Origin of the sequence: Chryseobacterium capnotolerans (assembly GCF_021278965.1) — a bacterium.
GTDB lineage: Bacteria > Bacteroidota > Bacteroidia > Flavobacteriales > Weeksellaceae > Chryseobacterium > Chryseobacterium capnotolerans.
In genome coordinates, this window is record NZ_CP065589.1 from 4,784,433 (window position 1) to 4,804,437 (window position 20,005).

Here is a 20,005-nt window from a genome sequence, read left to right on the forward strand (position 1 = left end):
GAAAAATACATTTCATCATCATTTTATACAACATCACAATATTTTTAATACATCGCTTCCATCTCTTCTCTAATTTTGTAGTATTAAAACCGGTACAATGAAAACAATAATTGTCTGCACAGATTTTTCCCAGGAAGCTGAAAATGCAATTCATTATGCGGCTTCTATGGCAAGAGAAAACCAATATCATATTATTCTGTTCAATCTGCAAAGCGTTTCTATTCATGCTCTGAATGCTCAGGCTTCTGCTGATTTTTTCTATGAACAGACCCTTAAAAACCAAAAGAAACTTACAGATAAAGCTTCGGAAATCGGTAGTTTATATGCTATAAAAACAGCATACCACCTGGCTTCTGGGGAGCTTCATTGAGGAACTTAACAACAGTATACAGACTACTAATGCTGACTTTATCGTGATGGGAATGGCAGAAAAGACTCTTGAGCAAAGACTTTTGGGAAATAATGTCATCAAGGCTATTCACAGGATTAAAAAGCCGATATTAATTATTCCGGGGCATATAGAGTATACAGGCATTCGAAAAGTTCTCTTTGCCTATGATACCCATAAATCCATAACATGGTCTGCAATGAATGACATTTATTCTTTTATTAATGAGTTCAATGCTGAGATTGAGGTATTTAATGTAGGTGAGCGTGTAGAAGATTTTACGGAGGTTATTCATGACATTGATCTGAATTCCGGCTATGACCTAGATGATATTAAATACAGCTTTAAGATGATTCAGTCTATTGAAATCACCAAAGCGATTGAGGAAGAAGTAAAACTAGCTAATGCAGATCTGCTGACGATGGTTCCTTATCGGTATAATCTTGTGGAATCTCTTTTCCATCGAAGTAAAACAGCCATCATGGCCTATAAAAATAAAGTTCCATTACTATCAATCCCCCTAAACATAGATTAAGGCTCAATCAATAAAAATCAACATTTGAATTATCCTTTTTTGCCTTTTAAGGTTAAATTTTACACTTAATCTTGTTTAATAAGACCGGAGCTTTCTTCGGTCTTATTTTGATTTCTACCCCATACTCTCTGCAAATCAAATAGAAAGATCACATCCGGATTAAAACGACCACTTTTATTTTGATATAAATTGTACTTTTATTGTAAAACAAAGTATTATGAAATCTAATTCTTTTTATTACAGACTCCCTACTATCTGTCTGCTGTTCATCGGAAGCATTCCTTTGACTGCACAAAAGATCAGTAAACAATGCCTGCAAAAGCTGAAACTTACTTCTGATAAAATTATATTAACCTTCGATCATTATGAACAGCCTGTTCAAACTGAAATTATTATCGATCCGGCAAATTCCTCTATCAGAACGACTATTCAAATGCCCAATAAACAAGATAAAAAGGTCACCAATTATAAGATTAAGGAAATTAAATGTGAGATGAATGAAGAGTTGACGTCTGGAAATATTGTATATAGGATAGAAAATAATAATCCTGACGGAAGCTTTTCAGACGGAGGATTTATACTGAAAGCCAACCCACAAGGACTAACTTTCTCCAATACGACTGATCCACCAGAAAATACAGCAATTATTCCGGTTTCAAAATATGAGGTTATAAAATAACTAAAAAAGCCTTCTACGCTGTCGACGTAGAAGGCCATCCTTAATATAATAATATAAAAACTATCAGGAAAGCTGAGTTATTAATGCCTGATAATAGTTTTCTTGTAACTCATTGCTGCCATTGAGAAATAAATAGGGTTCAATAAGCTCCAGTTCCATTAAATGAAATGAATTATTGATTAATACACCATCTACTCTCGCATACAGTGTAGATTGAGGTAAGCTTTTTAAATACACCGCGGCCTGCTCTATATGCAATGGATTCGGCGTGGGAAAGCTGATGCTTCCACCATGATAATGCTGTACCCTGAAATCTCCCTGTTTAGGTATTTTTAATGAACAATGACTGTATTTTCCGTTGAAAAACAGGAATGACCATTCCCCGTTTTTGATTTCTTCTACAAAAGGCTGTACCATATAATCCTGCTCTTTCAGAAATTGGTCTATCTCTTTAGAACGTTCATCAAAATTATCTCTGCTTATTGTTACTGTATTCTGTGCACCAGCACTCACACAAGGCTTCACTACAAGTTTATCTGCATTAAAAAGATCAAAGAACTGATGACTAAAAGAAGATCCTTTTTCCACATATTCTGAAGCGATGACCGGAAGCTGCTTATCGGCAATATCTTTCAGGTAATGCTTATCAGAATTCCACTTGATGATTTCTACAGGATTTAAAACTTTAACTCCCAGCTGTTCAAGATGATCAAGCCAATTCAGGAATTCATTCAAGTGATTATGATAATCCCAGGGAGATTTAATAACCGCGACATCAAAACTGCTCCAATCTACGTTTTCATCGTTCCAAATGGTTGGGATTACATCCAATCCTTTATCTTTTAAAAAGCTGATGAGTTCTGTATCTTCATCATTCGCCACTCCCTGTGAAAGTCTCGCTTCTTTTTTATAGCCTACTACTGTGATTTTCATGCTTCTGTTATTATGATTTTATCTTATCGTAAAGTTGCGAAGAATAGGGAGATAGTTGTAGATACAGATCTTGGGATTTTATTGGGATACAGTTAATTTAGGGTTCATGGACTTACAATTTTTTATAGCATAGTTTAATTACTTATAATCAAATCTATCTTCGTCTGGGTACCAATAATTTGTCATACATGGTCCCAATGCATTATTTTTATATGCTTCTAACTGATCTTCCAATTCACCTAAAGTTACAAGATTAACAACTCTACCTTCTGCTTTTTCAACAAGAAATGAACCTCCCTCCCATTAATGCATATTTAAAGTCTCCAGTTAAAATATATTTCTTAGAATTAAAATGATAAATATTCCCATAGGGCTTTTTGATAATATCATCACCATATAGCATTGGCTTAATACTTTTATCTACTATTTTTTTTATAAAACGTTCTGTTATGGTTAGCATTTCTTTATCTGTTAACATCGATAACAACGTTTTTTTATAATATTTTGACAACTTATACTCCTATTAGGAATTCATCAACCTTGTTTTTCTTAACAATGCCATCCTCTCTAATTTCATACACAACATCTCCTTGAAAATCAAAGAAATAATCTTCATCCGGATATACATTATTAGTAATTTTATGAATAATTTCTTTTAAGAGCTTTTTCCAAGATTGTGGATCTGCGTCTTTTTGTAAAAGATCAAAGGATATTTGAGAAGAATTATCCAAGTCAATATCCAAATATTCATCTTGAAATTTTCCTCCTTCATAACCGTGCTCTGTTGAATATAAATTAGAGATCAATAATACAGTATTTTTATACTCATTAATAAGCTGAGTAAGTTCTGGTTTTTGTTCTAATTTGTTTCGGAACTTTAAGTGATATGTAATTGACATAATTTTAGTTTATTTTTTTAGTTTTAAGTAGTTAACGTTTCCTTGCTTAGTTATATAAATAATTTCTTTCAACCCCTCTATTTCCCAATCTAAAAATTGTTTTTGTAGTTTTTGAATATCTCCATTCCAATTTTTCAAGTTTAGAACGATTCTATTCGTTTGATCTTTTCTAATTTTATCAGACACTTCTGTCCATATACCTCTAACAGCCTTATTACTATTATATGGGGAATAACAATCAAAAATACTTCCTTCAATAATATAATCTGGATTTTTGAGTGTCGTTGAAATAGAGGGATTCTGCTCTATTTCAAAGCCTTTTTTTGCTAAAATTTCAGCAGCTTCATTTTCTAAAATCAATGATGTTTTTGTTGCATCATCCAAATTATCAGGAATTTTTGTTTTATGACCTTTGGGTTTTGCATTAGGTGATTCATTTTTACTAGGATTAGTCTTATTCTCTGCTTTTACTATTTCATCTAATTCCTTCTCTGCATTATCAAAAATCTCTTTAGTTTCTTTTTCGGCAGTTTTTTCTTCCAATTTTTTAGAAAAGTCATCAGATTGCTTTCTTAATGATTCATAATAATCATCCAAATATTTCTGATATTCTCGTTCTGTTATTAATTTTTTTTCCGTTGCAGTGGATACTCTTTTTAATATTGAAGCTTCTTCTGCTACTTTCACGGCCCTACCGGCTCTCGCCGCAGGGACAAGAATAAGAAGTATATCAGGAGTAAACTCCCCTAACTTTTTATACCAAAAATATTGATTATTCCCATATCGTAAATACCAATCAGGAAACTCATTTAAAGCTGTAATAAACTTTTCCCAAAGCTTTTTAATAAAGCTTTCAAAATTGAAAATAAGCTCATTTAAAAGATTTTCAAAAGCTTCCCCTAATACGTCAGTAAACACAAAGCCAATACCATCTCTCGCAATAATCATTGTTAAAGAAACTAAATCGACTAGCCCAGCAACAAACTCTAAACACCCATTCCAAAGACCGACTAAAAAAGCATTGAGGTTATAAATCTCATTAAGCACTTCTCCTTCTGGTAAAATCTCATCCAATTGTTTAAGACCTTCATCTAATAAAGAAGAAAATCTTTCAAACAAATATAATAAAACATTGTTCAGAATTTCTTTAAATATTTTTTCTATAATAGCGTCATCATGATTAAGCTTTGAAATATTATCAATCTGCTGTTTAATTTTATTTTTTATAGATTCTTTTATCTCTTTCCTATTTTGAGGAACTATAACATTGGGAAGAAATGCGGGAGTAAATCCTTTTTTCAAAAGAGCATTCCAAAACTTTTCTTCTTCATATTTTTTTGTTCTCACCCAATGAGAAATTTCCAAGATTTTTTTAGGAATATTTAATCCTAAATATTCACTTCCTTGTAGAATGAGCAGAAACATAGACATATCATCAAACTTTTTCTGCTTGAAATCATATTTAATTGCTTTTGCTAAGAGAGCTTTTAATTCTTTTGTATCAAGTTTTACTTCTTTATTAGCCTGAACAAAATCTAAACTTGGATCATTTTTCAGTTCAAAAGGTCGCTTTAAAAACTCTTCAGCAAGTTCTTCCTCGTCTGTTTGTCCTAAAAATGGAAATTGAAGCTGAAGTTTTTTAATTGCTTCTTTTCCTAATTTTACTCTGATAATCTTTCCAAAATCAAATTTTCCATCATCTGTTTCAATAAAAAATAAGACCTCATTATCTTTAGGTTTAAAATCAGTACTAGCATACTGTTGTAGTATTTCTCTCCCATCCGGATGAGCATATACTTTAAACTGTATATCATCCCAACTTTCATTAATAAGACTATTATAAAGCAATGTTTGTGAATAATTGAACTTTTGAGAAAGATCTACAATACTAAAATTAGATTCATTTAATATTCTTGCAGATCCATAAGCGGCTAATGCCCAAGATGGTAGTAATTTATCCCAATATTGTCCAAAAGGGCTATTTTTGAATAAACTGATTTCATCAAAAGTATATTTTTTATCATTAAAAATACTTTGTTTGAGTAAATCATTTTGAATATTCTTTTCTAATAGAAACTTAGAATCAGATAAATTACCACTTCCTTTATTATTTAATATTTCTAAACTCATTTTGTGATTTTTAAATTGAATAAAGGCAAAGCTTTTAACCTCTGCCTTAGATTATTATTTGCTAGAGCTTATTAATTCATTCTCAGGAAAAACAATCTTAAGTTTCTTCTCAGGATAGTATTTCTGTATACTCTCCTCATCCAGCACAAGAAGATCTATATAGTATTCTTTATCTAACAAAACATGAGCGTTTTTCAGTTTACATTTAGCCTGCACCAAAACATCCCAGTCTTTTCCTTCCAGGGTATCCCAATCTTCAAAAGGAACCCGGCCTCTGCTTCCGAAAAGAAAAATCTTTTCTACAGCAGTAATCTCACTAATCTTATCCTTTAAGGTCGTGAGGCTATTTGGCAGCACTTTTTCGTGCTGCCAAATAGCCTCGAGTTTTACTCGGCTCATTATTAAAAATTAAAAGATCAAATTAGAAATCGTGAAAGTGAAATATTCTGTGAATATTCTTCTTGAGTTATGTTAGTTCCATTTTTATCAGCCAATCTACTTGTTGAAATAATAAAACTATTTACAAATTTTAAAGACTCATCTGTAACTATTACTTCCACAGAATCTAATAATTCCGAATATGGGGGTTTTACAAACTTAAAATGTTTAATTTTATTGATATCTATACGAAAGGTTAATCCAAAACCATCTTCTACATTTGGAAAAGCCTGAATACCATCAATTTTTGAAACCTCCTCTGCCAATGCATAATAAAGAACAGAAGTACTCGAAGATGGTTTCCAACTTGCATCTCTATCAATTACAATCTCTTTACCCATACAATAATATTTTCTTGGAAATTCTCTCTTTTCATCAAGATTTTCAATGAATTCAAATTCACCTACCCTATCAAAGCTTTTAGCAGTAAACTGAATCCATTTTTCCCCAGAAGTATTTCCTCCTAAAACACTATCATTCTTTTCAAAATTAAATTTATCCTCAGTAATAACCTCTCCCGGCACTTCAAAATCATCGGGATTTTCAGCTGTAAATGGTAAAGCATGCCCCACTTTTAAACCAATACTTTCTGCCTGAAGAATATTTAATGTTGTTGGAAGTCTGGTAATCCAGGCTTTACCCTGTTTTATTCCTTTTGGTTCCTTCATTTCATCTACAATAGATAAATAAAGCTCATCCCCAATGACAGGAACTTCTCCTCCATTCCAGATTTTACCGGTTGCCAGATAGAACTGCACCGCATCCTCAAACCCGGGACGTACTGTAGCAATTACTCTTGCCATACCACTTTGCAGGAAAGCACCAAAAAGAGGATCTGTATCTTCTGCCTGGTACATAGTTTCCCAGTTTTGCTTATTTCCCCAGTAGTAAGGATATAAATAATACGAAAGGTTTTCCCATTCAAAGGCCTGTTCCATGAACTTCACAAAAGCAGTATATCTGTCCAGCTTTTTATCAAGTTTGGTTTCATAATCAAGGAATGAGCTTCCTTCAGTTAATCCTGATAAACCGTAGCCATGAGTAGAGCCAGATGCTCTGTCTGCCATATAGGAAATACAGTTTTTCCGAAGAATCGTATTTTCAATTTTTCTATAAAAATTAGGGTTTGAGCCTTTAATTTCAACAGCCTTGTTTAGCTCCTCTGATAGCTTATTATTATATTCTGCCAAAGCTTGTTCATACGCCTGAATAATAGCATTAAATGCCTCCTGCTGCCATTGTGTTTGTGCTTCCTGGGTTAATCTACATGTCGCAACCAAAGAACCGGTAACCCCTTTCATATCCCAGGAATTATAAGAAATGGTAATTTTATCTCTAATAGCATCCAAGGACATACTTACGGCATCTGTAATTTGTTTGACGCCACAAATATAAGTAGTAGCCTTATTATACAAAGTTCCTCCGTTAAATAGGACTCCACCTCCGCCGGCTAACGATCCTTTTACAGAAATAGCTTCATAATTCTCAGGAATTTTAAACTCATTATTATGGTACAAACCGGCCCATCTACCATTTCCATACGCATCATCTGTTGCAATATTTTTCTCCGAAAAAGCATGTGAAATATAAATAACAGGATCTAATTTTTTAATAGCTGTAATATTATACTTTCCAGCCCAAAAATTAAATACCGTATCGTTGGCCAATGCCGTATAATTGGCCATGGTCATCGTTAAAGAAGTTCGTGGGTCTTCAGGCTTTACCAGTTTACTTTGTCCTTTCCCTAAAATATGAAGCCTTGCTGGCTCTGGGATCATGAATTCAAACATCATTCGTTTACCATAGTTGTAGATTTGGTTTTTCATCAGTTTATCTACCCATCTGTAAACACCTACTACATGCTTATCTCCTTTGGTGTTATCAAATCCATGTTTGTTATTCTCCTCAAACTCATCAATAATCTTCTCAATTCTTTCTTCATGAACTTTAGTGACAATTCTGTCCATTGCTCTTGAGGTAACATCCTGAGCCTGTGATACAGCCTGTCTTGTGCTCTCATCTTTAGAGCTATGGTGAGCATTACCCAATCCTAGACTAGTATTAATATTATAAGCTCCACCATCATAATTTGCATTTATACCAAATTGTGTATTGTTATCTGAAGACTCTTGCATCATTTTGGCAACCTCACTCTGCATCTCAAAACGATTGGCAGTAGTTGTATCTGAAAGTTGTTCTCTTTCTTTATCAGTAGATTTAGTAGTGGTATTTTCGCTTCTCCTTAATTTTCTTGTAGATTTTTCACGATATTCCCTAGCCATGATATTTTCAATGTGGGCAACCTCACCTTCTACATAAGCATGGGTAGTCTGTTCTACTTTTAAATAGTCTGCAATACCAATTTGTTTAAATCCAAATCCGGAAGGAATAAATGTATTATCCTCATCAATGACCACAGGTTCTTCCTCTTCCGTTTCCAGCCAAAATTTATCTGATAAACAGGCCCTCGCCTGTAATTTAGGAATATAAGGGCCACTCTTTTTACCATTAGTAAATTGAATATTAATATCTAAAGAAGCATCCTGTACTGTATTAAGATCTAATCCAGGCATACAGAGATCATTTAAAAAAATGGTATTCCCCGATCTGGATTTCATATAATAATCACTCGTAATACTTGGTAACCCATTTTTAGGAGTAAGTGTATAAGAAATATATTGTACATCCCATGAAGAATCTGGAACAGTAAGAGACATATCAAAAGTATATCCTTTATAAATCCACTTCGGACAGATCTGATAAGTAAATGGAATAGAAATAGTTCTTGCCATAGGAACAACAACTCCGCCAATACTTGTATAAACTTCTTCATCTGCTTCAGTATTTTGAATAATACTATTATGAGACTTTTCAAAAGCATCATTCATTAAAGAAGTAATCTCTGAAAAAGTATTTCTTCCGTCTAGCAAAGAATCAAGGCTGGATGCTCCGGTTGCAGCTAAGCGTTCTTTACCAGATTCCTTAGAAAAATCAAAGCCAAGAATATCCAATAAAGCATCCAAATCATCAGAATTTAGGGCCCTTAGTAATAATTCAGGTTCTATTTCCTGCCTGAAATTAAAATCAAATGGTGGTAATACTGGTTCCGGAACCATAGGTAATTGCTGACATGGATCTGTTGGATCATACTTTACCTCAGGTTTTCTAATCTCACAATATCGTTCCCTATTGGCAGCCACCTCAGCATTATATCTTTCAATAATAGGAGCAATTTCTCGCTGATATTCCTGCTCTCTCATTTTATAGGCATCCTGATACTCTGCTCTATACTTTCTTTCTAATCCTGAAAGGCTCTTTTTTAAAGCTTCAAATTTTGCAAGTTTTACTTTAGCAGTAGAAATAAGCTGCTGCTTTTTCATTTCTTCTGATGGAGGTGTTTGTTGTGGTCCTTCTGCAGCCATTCTTGAAGCAGCATTGGAAGCAGGGAGGGATTTTTCATCCATCATCAATTCTTTAGGGAGAACAATTCTTGCCCCTAACATTTTTTTCATTGTCTCCTCATTGGATATAGGCAACACATATTGAGCCAATACCATTTGCATAACAGTCTCCTTAATATAAAAATCTTTTTGAGTCACAACCTGGTAAATAAGGTTATTCCATAGATCAACACGACTTGGGGTAGGCTGTATTTCTGCTACAAAAAGCTCATTCCTTTTAGTAATAAACTCCTGAAATGTGCATTTATTTTTATTTTTTGCCAACCAGGCTCCAAATGTATAGAACGCTCTATAAGCTATTTTAAAAGCATTTAAGTTGTTGGCATTATTCAGATCAGAAGAAATACATTTTGGATTATTGGCATAATTTGCTGCACAAGCCTGCAATAGTCTCTGCTTAGAACCAGTTCCATTAACAACTGGCATATAAAAAGCATCATCACTCTTTAATTCATTCGGAATTGTAATAAATCTGTTATCATTTTTAGTATCATCAGACAATTGCGGACTTCTTAGGCTTACAAACCTGAAAAGAGTCTGTGATGGAGTATTTTCTACAGACACTCCTGTAGCTTTGTTTTCCATATTATTCATTTTTTGTAATTTTGTGTAGGTTAAATAGGTTAAGATCTGAAGCTCTTTTTATTAGAGTGATTTCAGGTTTTAGCCTTATTTTTTAGGTGGTTTCCGGCAAAAAGATATCCACCCTTTGGCTTTAAGTCCAGCTTCATTTTCTGTGTTTTTCTAATACAAAGATGCTACCCGAAAGCGACAGAAGTTGACGTATAAAAAAGAATTTTGATTCTATATCCTAAACCTTTGATATAAACAGTCTTGCATTTCTCAATATTTTAATACATTTGTTATAAAACATACTTCAAATGAATTTCGAGCAGGTTAATCTACACCTTGAAGCCTATAAAGAACATAACCAGATTCTGGATGCCGCACAATATCTGATCCACTCTTTTGATCTGGAACATGATAATTTTGCAGGCTTTGGATTCAGGGAAGAACTTTCCCCTACTTCGATGCTTCTTACGGCAGAAGGAGAATTGGGTGGACCTCAAACAGTGATGATTCCCAGAAATTTATTTGATTTTGACCTGAACCTTGTCTTAAATATGGTAGCCCATGAAATGCTCCATGTAAGACAAAAGGCTCCGGGACAGGTAGTTGAAGACAAAAATGAAAGAGAGTTTCAGGCTTACTATGAAATGCTTTTTCACAAAGTTTTCCCACAGGTTCCTGAAGTTTCGGACTTTCATAAAAAATTCTTTGGCGGAAAAGCCCTGGAATATTATAAAAGGATGGGTGAAGGTTCAGAATTACAACAAAAATATGCAGAACAGAAAACAGAAGTAGAACATTTAATTAATACATTACCATGAACGTAAAACCAGACATCACTTGGGCAGATTTTGAAAAAATAGACATCAGATGTGGAACGATTCTTTCAGTACATGATTTTGAAAAGGCCAGAAACCCTTCCTATCAGTTGGAAATAGACTTTGGTGATCTGGGAATCAGAAAATCATCTGCACAAATTACTTCACTGTATCAAAAAGAAGAATTGGTGGGAAAACAGATTTTAGCAGTCGTTAATTTCCCTAAAAAACAGATTGCCAACTTCTTCAGTGAATGCCTGGTCTTAGGATTATATGGAGAAGATAAAAGCGATGTCACTCTTTTAGCACCTTCATTACCTACTAAAAACGGAATGCAGGTAGGATAGCAAATAAAAAACACAATGATACAGAACATACCATTAGAAAAGGTCTTATTCCTTGATATTGAAACCGTTCCACAGGCCAGCTCCTGGGACGATTTATCTGAAACGGATCAGCATCTTTGGGATAAAAAGACAAAATTTCAAAGAAAAGACGATATTTCTGCCGCTGAATTTTATGACAGAGCCGGAATTATGGCAGAGTTTGGAAAGATCATCTGCATTACCATCGGAATGGTGGAAAAGAATGAAACTTTAAAGATCAAAAGCTTCTCCGGGCATGATGAAAAAAAATGCTTCAGGAGTTTGGAGAAATTTTCAACAGTCCAAGGTTGTATAATGTGATTCTCTGTGCCCACAACGGAAAAGAGTTTGATTTTCCATGGATTGCACGAAGATATCTCATCAACGGGATGCAGCCTCCTGCTCCTTTCCAGATGTTTGGAAAAAAGCCTTGGGAGATTCCTCATATAGACACCATGGAACTTTGGAAATTCGGGGATTATAAAAGTTTTGTATCATTAGAATTATTGGCTCATGTCTTTGGTATTCCCACTCCAAAGGATGATATCGACGGCTCAATGGTTTCATCAATTTACTACATAGAGAAAGACTTGCAGCGAATTGTTGATTATTGTGAAAAAGATGTCTTAACTTTGGCAAATATTTTCCGGCGTATGCGCCAGGAAGATTTGTTGAAAAGGAATATCAATTTAGATTAAAAAATGAAATTTACAGACGATCAAATTGCAGACATTGGTGAAGAAATCATCAGCGTGCTAAAAACCGTATATGACCCCGAAATTCCGGTAGATATTTACGAATTAGGGTTAATTTATGATGTACAGATCTCCGATGATGCTGACGTAAAAATTATAATGACCCTTACCACTCCAAACTGCCCCGTAGCAGAAACCCTTCCTCAGGAAGTAAAAGATAAAGTAGGAGAAGTAGAAAACGTAAAAAGTGTTGACTTAGAACTTACTTTTGAGCCGAGCTGGAATAAGGATATGATGAGTGAAGAAGCAAAATTTGAGCTGGGAATGCTATAAACCTTATGCATTGCTTTGCAGATAAAATTAATATTATCCATTATTATTGAGTGATCACAGCCAAAAGAAAGCAACAAGCAGTGTTTCTTGCTTTCTTAGGAGTATATAGGCTTTATTTAGGATCTAAAATGCAGGCTCAGCCTCCTTTTATAACAGGAATAGGGTTTATCATTATTTCGCTGCCGCTACTGGATAAAAAGTAATATAGAATTGAAAATATAAAAAGGATGTCATACTCTGACATCCTTTTTTGTATTGTTGAATCCTAAATTCAGAATATTTTTACACTTCTTTCGCTATTGTTTTCCCCTCTCTCCTGCTCCATTCACTCCATGATCCCACATAAAGATTCGGGATTCTGAAACCGGCATGAGCTAGTGCTAAAATCGTATGACATGCCGTAACTCCTGAACCACAATGAATAATCAGATTTTCAGGTTTATCTTTCAATAACTGAGTATATTTTTCTTTCAGCACTTCAGGACTCAGGAAGAGCCCATTTTCATCCAGATTTTCAGAAAAAGGAATATTTATAGCTCCCGGAATATGCCCGGCAACCAGATCAATAGGTTCAGATTCTCCTCTGTATCGATAAGCATCTCTTACATCAATTACAGTAGACGCATTGTTTTTTAACTCATTTTCAACAACTTCCAGATTTGAAAGCGGAAGAGACCAATGTTCCTTTTTAATTAGTGGAGCCTTCTCAAACGCTTCTTCTCCTGACGAAAATTCCATAGTATTATTTTCTGCAGCCTGTATTCCGCCATCCAAAACCTGTACGTTTTCAAATCCAAAAGATCTTAGCATCCACCAGGCTCTGGCAGCAGCATTTGACCCATTTTTATCATCATAGACAACAATACGGGAATTTTCAGCAATCCCAAGATTGGACAGTGTTTCTGCAAATTTTTCCGCAGTCGGAAGCGGATGTCTTCCTCCAAAGGCTGCATTTTCTCCAATCTCAGCTAAATCTTTATCCAGATCAATAAATCTTGCTCCTGTAATGTGTTTTTCCAGATAGCTTTGCTTTGCATCTTTTCCTACTCTTGCATCAAGAATAGTAAGGTTGCTCTTAGAGAGGTTTTTTAATTCGGAAGATGAAATTATTGGAGACATATTGTTGAATTTTAGGTTATTCTAATTAGGTTTTGGCTAAAGCCAATGGATTGATGGATATAGTAAAGCGGACTTTAGCCCGCTCCTATTTATATTTTTCTGATTTCACGCAGATCACACATATTTCGCAGATCCTAATTTTCTAGTTTTTATATGCGTAATTAGCTAAATCTGCGAGAGGTTTTAAATCATTTTAAAAATGAAAAATATCCTTCGCTTTATTGTAAGAGCTTTCAAAGTTTAAAAGGTTCAACTTGTGATCTACTTTTTCAACGCTCATAAAGTTGATTACCTGCTCCGTAGGCATATTTCCTACCAGGTCATCTTTAGCCATAGGGCATCCGCCAATTCCTTTGATAGCACTGTCGAACCTTCTGCAACCTTGGTCATAAGCCGCTTTCAGCTTTGAATAGGATTCTTCATAACGGTTATGAAAATGCCCTCCGAAATTAATTTCAGGATATTTTGACGGAATTTTCTCAAATAAAAGCGCAATGGTTTCAGGTGTTGCCACTCCTGTTGTATCAGAAAGCAGGATGTCTTTTACTCCGATATCTGAAAACCTCTGAGCCCACTGATCTACATCTTCCCACTTCCACATTTCACCATACGGATTTCCAAAAGCCATTGAAAAATAGATATTTAACTGCTTTCCTTCACCCTTAACCAGTTCAAGCATTTTAATGATTTCATCAAAAGCTTCTTCCTGGCTTTTATTGGTATTCCTGTGCTGAAATGTTTCAGAAATAGAAAAAGGAAAGCCAATAATATCCACAGACCCATGTTTTAATGCTTTTTCAGCACCTCTATAGTTTCCGATAATCGCAGAAACCTTAGTCTTTGATCGGGATTTATCAATATTTTCAGCGACTTCATTGGAATCAGCCATCTGGGGAATTGCTTTTGGAGAAACAAAACTCAGACAGTCCAATACATCAAAACCAACATCCATTAAGGAGTTGATATAATCGATCTTTTTATCAGTAGGGATAAATTCTCCCCATCCCTGCATTGCATCTCTAGGACATTCGGTAAGAAACATTTTTACTTTTTGATTTTCTCAAATATAATAAAACTAAACTACTTAGTATACTGTACATACAAATCTAACATTATTTTGATTTTCAAAGTTTTATATATGATTTATAATTTCGATAACTGATATTCACCTGCAAATAATGTATTCTGAGCATCAAATTTGCTAACTTTGTTAAAATTTAGAATAAATCTGATGAGTACAATAGAATTCAATCCTTTATGGAAAGAGAAATTACTGAACCGTTTTCTTAGTTATGTAAAAATATATTCAACCAGTGATGCTGAGAGCGAAGCTACTCCTTCTACCGAGCGCCAGTGGGATATTGCCAATTACATTACTGAAGAATTGAAGACTATCGGTTTAGAAAATGTTTCAATTGATGAGCACGGTTATATTATGGGCTATGTTCCTTCTAACCTTGAAAATGATGACAGGCCTACGATTGGGTTCATTTCACACTATGATACATCACCGGATTTCAGCGGGGAAAATGTAAAGCCTCAGGTTTGGGAAAATTATGATGGAAATGACCTTCTTTTGAACCAGGCTACAGGATTCACTTTATCTCCTTCAAGATTTGAAAGCTTAAAAAATATATCGGTCAGACGTTAATTACTACTGACGGAACTACCCTTCTTGGTGCTGATGATAAAGCAGGTTGTGCAGAAATTGTAACCGCTGCTGAATATCTTATCGCTCACCCTGAAATTAAACATGGAAGAATTGCTGTAGGATTTACTCCTGATGAGGAAATCGGAAGAGGTGCACACAAGTTTGATGTTGCTAAATTCGGTGCTGAATGGGCTTACACAATGGATGGTGGAGAAGTTGGAGAACTTGAATACGAAAACTTTAACGCTGCCGGAGCGGTTGTAAAAATCCACGGATTAAGCGTACACCCAGGATATGCGTATGGTAAAATGATTAATGCCGCTTTATTAGCTGCTGAGTTCGCTCAAACATTGCCTGCTAACGAAACTCCTGCAACCACGAAAGGGTTTGATGGATTCTATCACTTAATGGACATTACTGCTGATATTTCTGAAGCGAAACTTCAATACATCATCCGTGATCACGATGCTGATAAATTTGAAGCAAGAAAGAAATTCATGGAAGGAAAAGTGGCTGAATTCAACCAAAAACATGGTGAAGGAACTGCTGAAGTAGAAATCAAGGAGCAATACAGAAACATGAAGCAGCAATTTGAAGGTAAAATGCACATTGTAGATCTTGCCGCAAAAGCAATGACTGAAGCGGGCATTGAACCTAAGATTAAAGCGATCAGAGGAGGTACAGACGGTGCTCAGCTTTCTTATATGGGACTTCCTTGTCCAAACATCTTCGCCGGAGGAATCAACTTCCATGGTCCTTACGAATATGTAGCCTTGGAAAGCATGGAGAAGGCTACAGAAGTGATTATTAATATTGTAAAAGCTTAATAAGATGAAAAAACTCTTAGCATTAGCATTCATCGTATCTTTTGCTTTCGGAAATGCTCAGGTATCCGCATTCCAGAAGGCTGATTCCAAATATGAAAGAAAAAAGGCATCATTGTATAATAAATACCCTAAGCCCAATGATCTGAGAACTAAGCTAGAGTGGCTTCTTACGGAAGATAAAATAACATCTTATAAAAATGCTCTTGAGAAAATTTCTGAAGACGATAAGAAAGCCTTAGCCAATGACCCACCTGTCAAAACTAAACTGACTAAAGAGGCGGAATATGAGACTGGGAAAACAGCTTTTCAAAAATCATTGTATGATGCCGTTGATCTTGCTTTCTTAAACTATGCTTCGGATTCTTATAAAGCTACATTAAATTTTGTAGTAGATTCCAAGGGAAATCCTCTGGATGCTCAGGCCAAAGGAAATAATGATGATGTAAATGCATTTATTGAGGCTGCTTTTTATCGCATTAAAGATAAAGGCAAATGGAAACCTGCTGAAGTCAACGGAAAACCGGTATCTTCTACAGTTTCTCTCCCATTAGCATTAAGTTTTAAAAAATAATACAAACAACCCGCTTTAATAGCGGGTTTTCTTTTTTCAGTTTCATTAATATCATAAAGCAAAAACACAAATAGTATTGAAAATCACTATGTTAGAAACAATAATTTAACCTAATTGTTTTGTAGGCTTTAAATAATTCACCTAATTTAGATGAAAACTTCAAATTACTGTGTATGAAAATGAAATCTAACTCCTTCAAAATCAGCAGAAAATTTCATTTCTCTATTCTTTTTGCTATTTTCTGCGTGTTTCTTTTAACGTCTTGTTCTCAGGATGATCCGGTAGATCCTCCTGCTGAAAAAGCAACAGAATCCGTTGCACTGAAAACCTTAGGAAATCTAACCTTACAAAAAAATGTGATTATTCTGAATGATGAATCTGTGAATGCAATTTCTTCTCATCATGAAGGAGCAATTACATTTAGCCGTATGACTCCACAAACAGACAGTATTTCGACAGGAACTGTTGTTGTAGGTACAAAAATAGACGGCGATCAGGTGAATACCATCCTATCAAAAGTAACTTCCATTTCTAAGTCTAATAATGGATTTATCTTACAAACTTCCAGTGCCAAACTTGAAGAATTCATTTATAGCGGAACCCTAAGCGGAGTCTATGATCCTTCAGATAAAGCACCGGTTAGCATCAATGGAAAAATGGTTAATTATATTCCTGTAGAAGGATTGGTTTCAGGGAAATCAACAATAAAATTTTATCTATTGAATCCAAAAACTTTCAAAATCAAAAAATAGTTGAATTTAACCGATTTAATTTTGATAAAACATTCTCATTTCCATTATCTTCAGCCGGAACATCCAGTGTAAATGTAAAAGGAGGTTTTACCCCTAAAATTGATTATAATATTTCTTTCTCATGGGGCCATTTATCCGATTATTATGTGAACCTCATCATGGATGATATCAAACTTCAGAGCTCAGCAAGCATTTTAGGAAGTCTTGGTTACACAGCTAGCACAACAGATTATCTGAATATCCCTATTGTTCCTATTGTTTTAGGTCCTACCGGATTGATCTTAAGCCCAACTATATCTGCAGGACCATTTCTGGGAGTACAAGCTACAGGAAAAGTACAAGGACAGCTTCTGGATCTTGAAGGTAATGCCAACTTCCTCGTAAGCAAAGCTCCGGCTCTGAATATCAGTCTCCAAAAGAAATCAGACCCTGCCATCACCGGATTGGAAGGAAACCTGTCTGCAGAGGTTGGCCTGGAAGCCAAAGGAGCTGTAGGACTCATGTTTGTTACTATACCTATTGCCAATTCAGGATTAAGAGGAAGAGCATCTGCTCTATCTTCATTAGATTTAACTCTTATCCCTGAAAGAAAAGGTATTTTTTCTGTAAAAGGCAGAATACAGGCAGATATGTTTTATGGTTTTGGAATTGCTCCATTCAGATATGAAGGCACTGTTCCACTATTTAAAAAAGAATATTTGCTGTATCAGAAGGACTTTACTTTTTAAAGAAAAATGATATTAGTAAGAAAGCTGCTCTATGAGCGGCTTTCTTTGTTTAACAAAAAGCCCTACACACTGCTCATTTACAATTATTTAGAACATTTTTATTATATTTACAAAGGATGTACAATCCTAAACTATAACATTAAATACCAGATTAAACTATGAAAACAATGAAAAAACTTTTGAGAAAAGACCTTTCAACAATTCTTGGTAACGGAATAGACAGTTGCCATATGGGAGGAGATTCTTATAATTGCCAGAACGACTGCCAGTGTGCCTGGGGAAAAGCCTGTGAAACATATGAAGACGGAAGCCCAGGGCAGTGTATTGCCGTTGGCGGCGGCGGTACTGGCGGCGGCACTGGCGGATGCACACCGCCTACAATTTGTGTGGAAGAACCTTATTAATAATACATACAATCGGAAGTAATGATACTTCCGATTTTCTTTTCATCTGAAAATAGATTTTTGTCATAGGATCTCTACCATTCATCAAATAAAATTCAGGTTCATCTTTCAGAGATGTTGTTTTGTACCAAATTCATTAAACAACAATCACTTATGAAAAAAACTATTTTTTCACTAGCCATTATCGCAACAAATTTTGTATTTGGCCAAATGAACCTTGAACACTCTTATACTTCTGACAGCAGCCATTGGGATGTTTATTCAGACAACAACACGTCTCATTATCTGATTGGTAAAGGGAATAATACTTTTGATATTTATAATGCTAATCATACATTGTATAAAACACTAACACCCAATATTCCGAATAACTACCTTTATATTCCCGAGCTGCTCAAAGAAAACTACCCCATTTCCAAACGTATTTTTAATACAGATGATCAATTAGAATTCATCCTAACGTTTATCAATAATCAGAATGGGCAACGCTTAATGCTTATTATTAATGAAGATGGAAACATCATCAAGCAATTTGGAAATGATTATCATACGCTCTATCAGATTTTCCATGATGCTGCATCTAATCAGAACAAATTTGTGATTTCAAAAAGCTCTGGAACGAATACCATTACAGAAGTATATGCGCTTCCTACGTCTACTCTAGCCACATTGGAGACTCAGACACAAAATAAAAATAAGCTTTCGGCCTTTCCCATTCCTGCAAACAAACTTCTGAATATTATGAATCCCGGAAACGGAGGAAACAATATTCAGGTCTATGATGCTTCCGGAAAATTGGTACTCCAGAAAAGTTTCACTTCAGGAGAGAAAAACATTTCCATTGATGTAGAATCTCTTAAGGCAGGAGTTTACTTGTATAAAATAGGAGATCAAAACTCCAAGTTTATCAAGAACTAACTCTTTTCTTCATCTTGGTTACATCCTGCTTCAATTGAAGTGGGATTTTTCTTTTAATAGGATCAAATGGCAATATCTACAGCTCGTCACTATCCGGTTACCATTCATCAAATAAACTTTCATTCAGCCTGCCGGATTTGTTGTTTTGCATCAAATTTCTAACAATAATTAAAATTATGAAACAACAGTTTTTAGCATTCAGCTCTTTGTTATTATGCATCACGTGCTCTATGGACACCCAGGCTCAACAAACACCGGCTCTTCACCTCGGAATTAAGGGTGGAGCAAATTTTACAAAAACCTCAACGGAGTCTTCTTCCTTGGAAGGGAAATACGGTTTCGGCTATCAGGCAGGGGCAATGGCAAGATTCGATATTGGAAGCCTGTATGTACAAGGAGAAGCTTTATTCAACAAAAGAAAAACATCTTACGAAGCAAAAGACAAAGGATCTGCAAAGCTAACATGGAACTCCATTGATATTCCTGTAGTGTTAGGATATAAATTTGTTAAAACTGATGATTTTAATGTAAGAGCATTTGCTGGTGGCGTGTACAGTTTTGCTTTTAACAACAAGTTATCGGTTTCTGAATCACTTCAGGAAGGTTTTAACAAGTTTGATAAGTCCAATATCGGAATTACAGGAGGAATAGGTGTAGATTATAAAAATTTCACAGTAGACCTCAGGTATGAACATGGATTATCCAACATCAGTAAGGAGTTTAAATCCAAACCCCACAGCTTTAGCCTTGGAATAGGTTATTTCTTATTCTAAAAACTTCAATTATCTTTG

At 34.9% G+C, this 20,005-nt stretch carries 19 protein-coding genes and 2 pseudogenes; 14 read left to right on the forward strand and 7 right to left on the reverse strand.

Features of this window, described 5'->3' with window-relative positions; translation table 11 throughout:
* The first annotated feature begins 97 nt into the window (after positions 1–97).
* From H5J24_RS22885 to H5J24_RS22895, 3 genes are all read left to right on the forward strand, one after another.
* The gene (locus H5J24_RS22885; protein WP_232815895.1) at positions 98–370 is read left to right on the forward strand and encodes a universal stress protein; all 273 of its coding nucleotides are present in this window, start codon (positions 98–100) and stop codon (positions 368–370) included.
* A 52-nt stretch (positions 371–422) separates the two neighbouring features.
* Entirely contained in the window at positions 423–923 is a 501-nt protein-coding gene (locus tag H5J24_RS22890) for a hypothetical protein (protein WP_232815896.1), read from the forward strand.
* 217 nt (positions 924–1,140) lie between these two features.
* The gene (locus H5J24_RS22895; protein WP_068940998.1) at positions 1,141–1,602 is read left to right on the forward strand and encodes a hypothetical protein; all 462 of its coding nucleotides are present in this window, start codon (positions 1,141–1,143) and stop codon (positions 1,600–1,602) included.
* Positions 1,603–1,665: 63 nt separating this feature from the next.
* Here the strand turns inward: H5J24_RS22895 and H5J24_RS22900 are convergent, their stop codons facing one another.
* The 5 genes from H5J24_RS22900 to H5J24_RS22920 form a co-directional block, all read right to left on the reverse strand.
* A complete protein-coding gene (locus H5J24_RS22900; RefSeq protein ID WP_068941000.1) occupies positions 1,666–2,535 on the reverse strand; it encodes an ATP-grasp domain-containing protein in 870 nt (289 codons plus the stop codon).
* A 512-nt stretch (positions 2,536–3,047) separates the two neighbouring features.
* Positions 3,048–3,434: a hypothetical protein gene (locus H5J24_RS22905; protein ID WP_068941004.1), complete on the reverse strand. Its 387-nt coding sequence runs from the start codon at positions 3,432–3,434 to the stop codon at positions 3,048–3,050.
* 9 nt (positions 3,435–3,443) lie between these two features.
* Positions 3,444–5,564, reverse strand: coding sequence for a CdiA C-terminal domain-containing protein (locus H5J24_RS22910; RefSeq protein WP_228407584.1), 2,121 nt, complete (start codon positions 5,562–5,564; stop codon positions 3,444–3,446).
* A gap of 54 nt (positions 5,565–5,618) precedes the next feature.
* Positions 5,619–5,963: a hypothetical protein gene (locus H5J24_RS22915; RefSeq protein ID WP_068941006.1), complete on the reverse strand. Its 345-nt coding sequence runs from the start codon at positions 5,961–5,963 to the stop codon at positions 5,619–5,621.
* A gap of 17 nt (positions 5,964–5,980) precedes the next feature.
* Positions 5,981–10,048, reverse strand: a complete 4,068-nt coding sequence (locus H5J24_RS22920; protein WP_185124651.1) for a hypothetical protein — start codon at positions 10,046–10,048, stop codon at positions 5,981–5,983.
* A 296-nt stretch (positions 10,049–10,344) separates the two neighbouring features.
* Between H5J24_RS22920 and H5J24_RS22925 the strand changes: the two genes are divergently transcribed.
* The 4 genes and pseudogenes from H5J24_RS22925 (at position 10,345) to H5J24_RS22940 (ending at position 12,244) form a co-directional block, all read left to right on the forward strand.
* Positions 10,345–10,854, forward strand: a complete 510-nt coding sequence (locus tag H5J24_RS22925; protein ID WP_068941010.1) for a hypothetical protein — start codon at positions 10,345–10,347, stop codon at positions 10,852–10,854.
* Entirely contained in the window at positions 10,851–11,198 is a 348-nt protein-coding gene (locus H5J24_RS22930; protein ID WP_068941012.1) for a tRNA-binding protein, read from the forward strand. Before H5J24_RS22925 ends, H5J24_RS22930 begins: the two co-directional genes overlap by 4 nt.
* A gap of 15 nt (positions 11,199–11,213) precedes the next feature.
* A pseudogene (locus tag H5J24_RS22935) lies at positions 11,214–11,914 on the forward strand (3'-5' exonuclease).
* A gap of 3 nt (positions 11,915–11,917) precedes the next feature.
* Complete coding sequence (locus H5J24_RS22940) at positions 11,918–12,244, forward strand: SUF system Fe-S cluster assembly protein (protein ID WP_068941015.1); 327 nt, start codon at positions 11,918–11,920, stop codon at positions 12,242–12,244.
* 282 nt (positions 12,245–12,526) lie between these two features.
* On the opposite strand, the gene H5J24_RS22945 is transcribed toward H5J24_RS22940, so the two are convergent.
* Positions 12,527–13,363: a sulfurtransferase gene (locus tag H5J24_RS22945; protein WP_068941017.1), complete on the reverse strand. Its 837-nt coding sequence runs from the start codon at positions 13,361–13,363 to the stop codon at positions 12,527–12,529.
* A 193-nt stretch (positions 13,364–13,556) separates the two neighbouring features.
* On the reverse strand, positions 13,557–14,405 hold the full coding sequence (locus tag H5J24_RS22950) for a hydroxymethylglutaryl-CoA lyase (RefSeq protein WP_068941019.1): 849 nt from the start codon (positions 14,403–14,405) through the stop codon (positions 13,557–13,559).
* Between the two features lie 189 nt (positions 14,406–14,594).
* Between H5J24_RS22950 and pepT the strand changes: the two are divergent.
* The 7 genes and pseudogenes from pepT to H5J24_RS22985 all read left to right on the forward strand — a co-directional run bounded on the left by pepT (position 14,595) and on the right by H5J24_RS22985 (position 19,987).
* Positions 14,595–15,841, forward strand: a pseudogene (pepT, locus tag H5J24_RS22955) (peptidase T).
* Positions 15,842–15,845: 4 nt separating this feature from the next.
* Entirely contained in the window at positions 15,846–16,412 is a 567-nt protein-coding gene (locus tag H5J24_RS22960) for an energy transducer TonB (RefSeq protein ID WP_068941023.1), read from the forward strand.
* 173 nt (positions 16,413–16,585) lie between these two features.
* Positions 16,586–17,164 (forward strand): hypothetical protein, encoded by a 579-nt coding sequence (locus H5J24_RS22965; RefSeq protein ID WP_232815897.1) that lies wholly within the window; start codon positions 16,586–16,588, stop codon positions 17,162–17,164.
* A gap of 158 nt (positions 17,165–17,322) precedes the next feature.
* Positions 17,323–17,892, forward strand: coding sequence for a hypothetical protein (locus tag H5J24_RS22970; protein ID WP_232815898.1), 570 nt, complete (start codon positions 17,323–17,325; stop codon positions 17,890–17,892).
* A 167-nt stretch (positions 17,893–18,059) separates the two neighbouring features.
* Positions 18,060–18,296 carry a hypothetical protein gene (locus H5J24_RS22975; protein WP_141395627.1) on the forward strand — a complete coding sequence of 79 codons (237 nt, stop codon included), beginning with the start codon at positions 18,060–18,062 and terminating at the stop codon, positions 18,294–18,296.
* Between the two features lie 153 nt (positions 18,297–18,449).
* Positions 18,450–19,214 (forward strand): T9SS type A sorting domain-containing protein, encoded by a 765-nt coding sequence (locus tag H5J24_RS22980; RefSeq protein ID WP_068941029.1) that lies wholly within the window; start codon positions 18,450–18,452, stop codon positions 19,212–19,214.
* A gap of 176 nt (positions 19,215–19,390) precedes the next feature.
* Complete coding sequence (locus H5J24_RS22985; protein WP_068941031.1) at positions 19,391–19,987, forward strand: porin family protein; 597 nt, start codon at positions 19,391–19,393, stop codon at positions 19,985–19,987.
* Positions 19,988–20,005 lie beyond the last annotated feature (18 nt).

What these genes read in the sequence shown, in the direction of transcription:
- H5J24_RS22930 (WP_068941012.1), top strand. Translation starts at nt 10,851, where the DNA reads ATGAACGTAAAACCAGACATCACTTGGGCAGATTTTGAAAAAATAGAC.
- H5J24_RS22905 (WP_068941004.1), bottom strand. Translation starts at nt 3,434, where the DNA reads ATGTCAATTACATATCACTTAAAGTTCCGAAACAAATTAGAACAAAAA.
- H5J24_RS22980 (WP_068941029.1), top strand. Translation starts at nt 18,450, where the DNA reads ATGAAAAAAACTATTTTTTCACTAGCCATTATCGCAACAAATTTTGTA.
- H5J24_RS22970 (WP_232815898.1), top strand. Translation starts at nt 17,323, where the DNA reads ATGGATGATATCAAACTTCAGAGCTCAGCAAGCATTTTAGGAAGTCTT.
- H5J24_RS22945 (WP_068941017.1), bottom strand. Translation starts at nt 13,363, where the DNA reads ATGTCTCCAATAATTTCATCTTCCGAATTAAAAAACCTCTCTAAGAGC.
- H5J24_RS22940 (WP_068941015.1), top strand. Translation starts at nt 11,918, where the DNA reads ATGAAATTTACAGACGATCAAATTGCAGACATTGGTGAAGAAATCATC.
- H5J24_RS22910 (WP_228407584.1), bottom strand. Translation starts at nt 5,564, where the DNA reads ATGAGTTTAGAAATATTAAATAATAAAGGAAGTGGTAATTTATCTGAT.
- H5J24_RS22890 (WP_232815896.1), top strand. Translation starts at nt 423, where the DNA reads ATGGCAGAAAAGACTCTTGAGCAAAGACTTTTGGGAAATAATGTCATC.
- H5J24_RS22960 (WP_068941023.1), top strand. Translation starts at nt 15,846, where the DNA reads ATGAAAAAACTCTTAGCATTAGCATTCATCGTATCTTTTGCTTTCGGA.
- H5J24_RS22925 (WP_068941010.1), top strand. Translation starts at nt 10,345, where the DNA reads ATGAATTTCGAGCAGGTTAATCTACACCTTGAAGCCTATAAAGAACAT.
- H5J24_RS22950 (WP_068941019.1), bottom strand. Translation starts at nt 14,405, where the DNA reads ATGTTTCTTACCGAATGTCCTAGAGATGCAATGCAGGGATGGGGAGAA.
- H5J24_RS22965 (WP_232815897.1), top strand. Translation starts at nt 16,586, where the DNA reads ATGAAAATGAAATCTAACTCCTTCAAAATCAGCAGAAAATTTCATTTC.
- H5J24_RS22920 (WP_185124651.1), bottom strand. Translation starts at nt 10,048, where the DNA reads ATGGAAAACAAAGCTACAGGAGTGTCTGTAGAAAATACTCCATCACAG.
- H5J24_RS22915 (WP_068941006.1), bottom strand. Translation starts at nt 5,963, where the DNA reads ATGAGCCGAGTAAAACTCGAGGCTATTTGGCAGCACGAAAAAGTGCTG.
- H5J24_RS22975 (WP_141395627.1), top strand. Translation starts at nt 18,060, where the DNA reads ATGAAAAAACTTTTGAGAAAAGACCTTTCAACAATTCTTGGTAACGGA.
- H5J24_RS22885 (WP_232815895.1), top strand. Translation starts at nt 98, where the DNA reads ATGAAAACAATAATTGTCTGCACAGATTTTTCCCAGGAAGCTGAAAAT.
- H5J24_RS22900 (WP_068941000.1), bottom strand. Translation starts at nt 2,535, where the DNA reads ATGAAAATCACAGTAGTAGGCTATAAAAAAGAAGCGAGACTTTCACAG.
- H5J24_RS22985 (WP_068941031.1), top strand. Translation starts at nt 19,391, where the DNA reads ATGAAACAACAGTTTTTAGCATTCAGCTCTTTGTTATTATGCATCACG.
- H5J24_RS22895 (WP_068940998.1), top strand. Translation starts at nt 1,141, where the DNA reads ATGAAATCTAATTCTTTTTATTACAGACTCCCTACTATCTGTCTGCTG.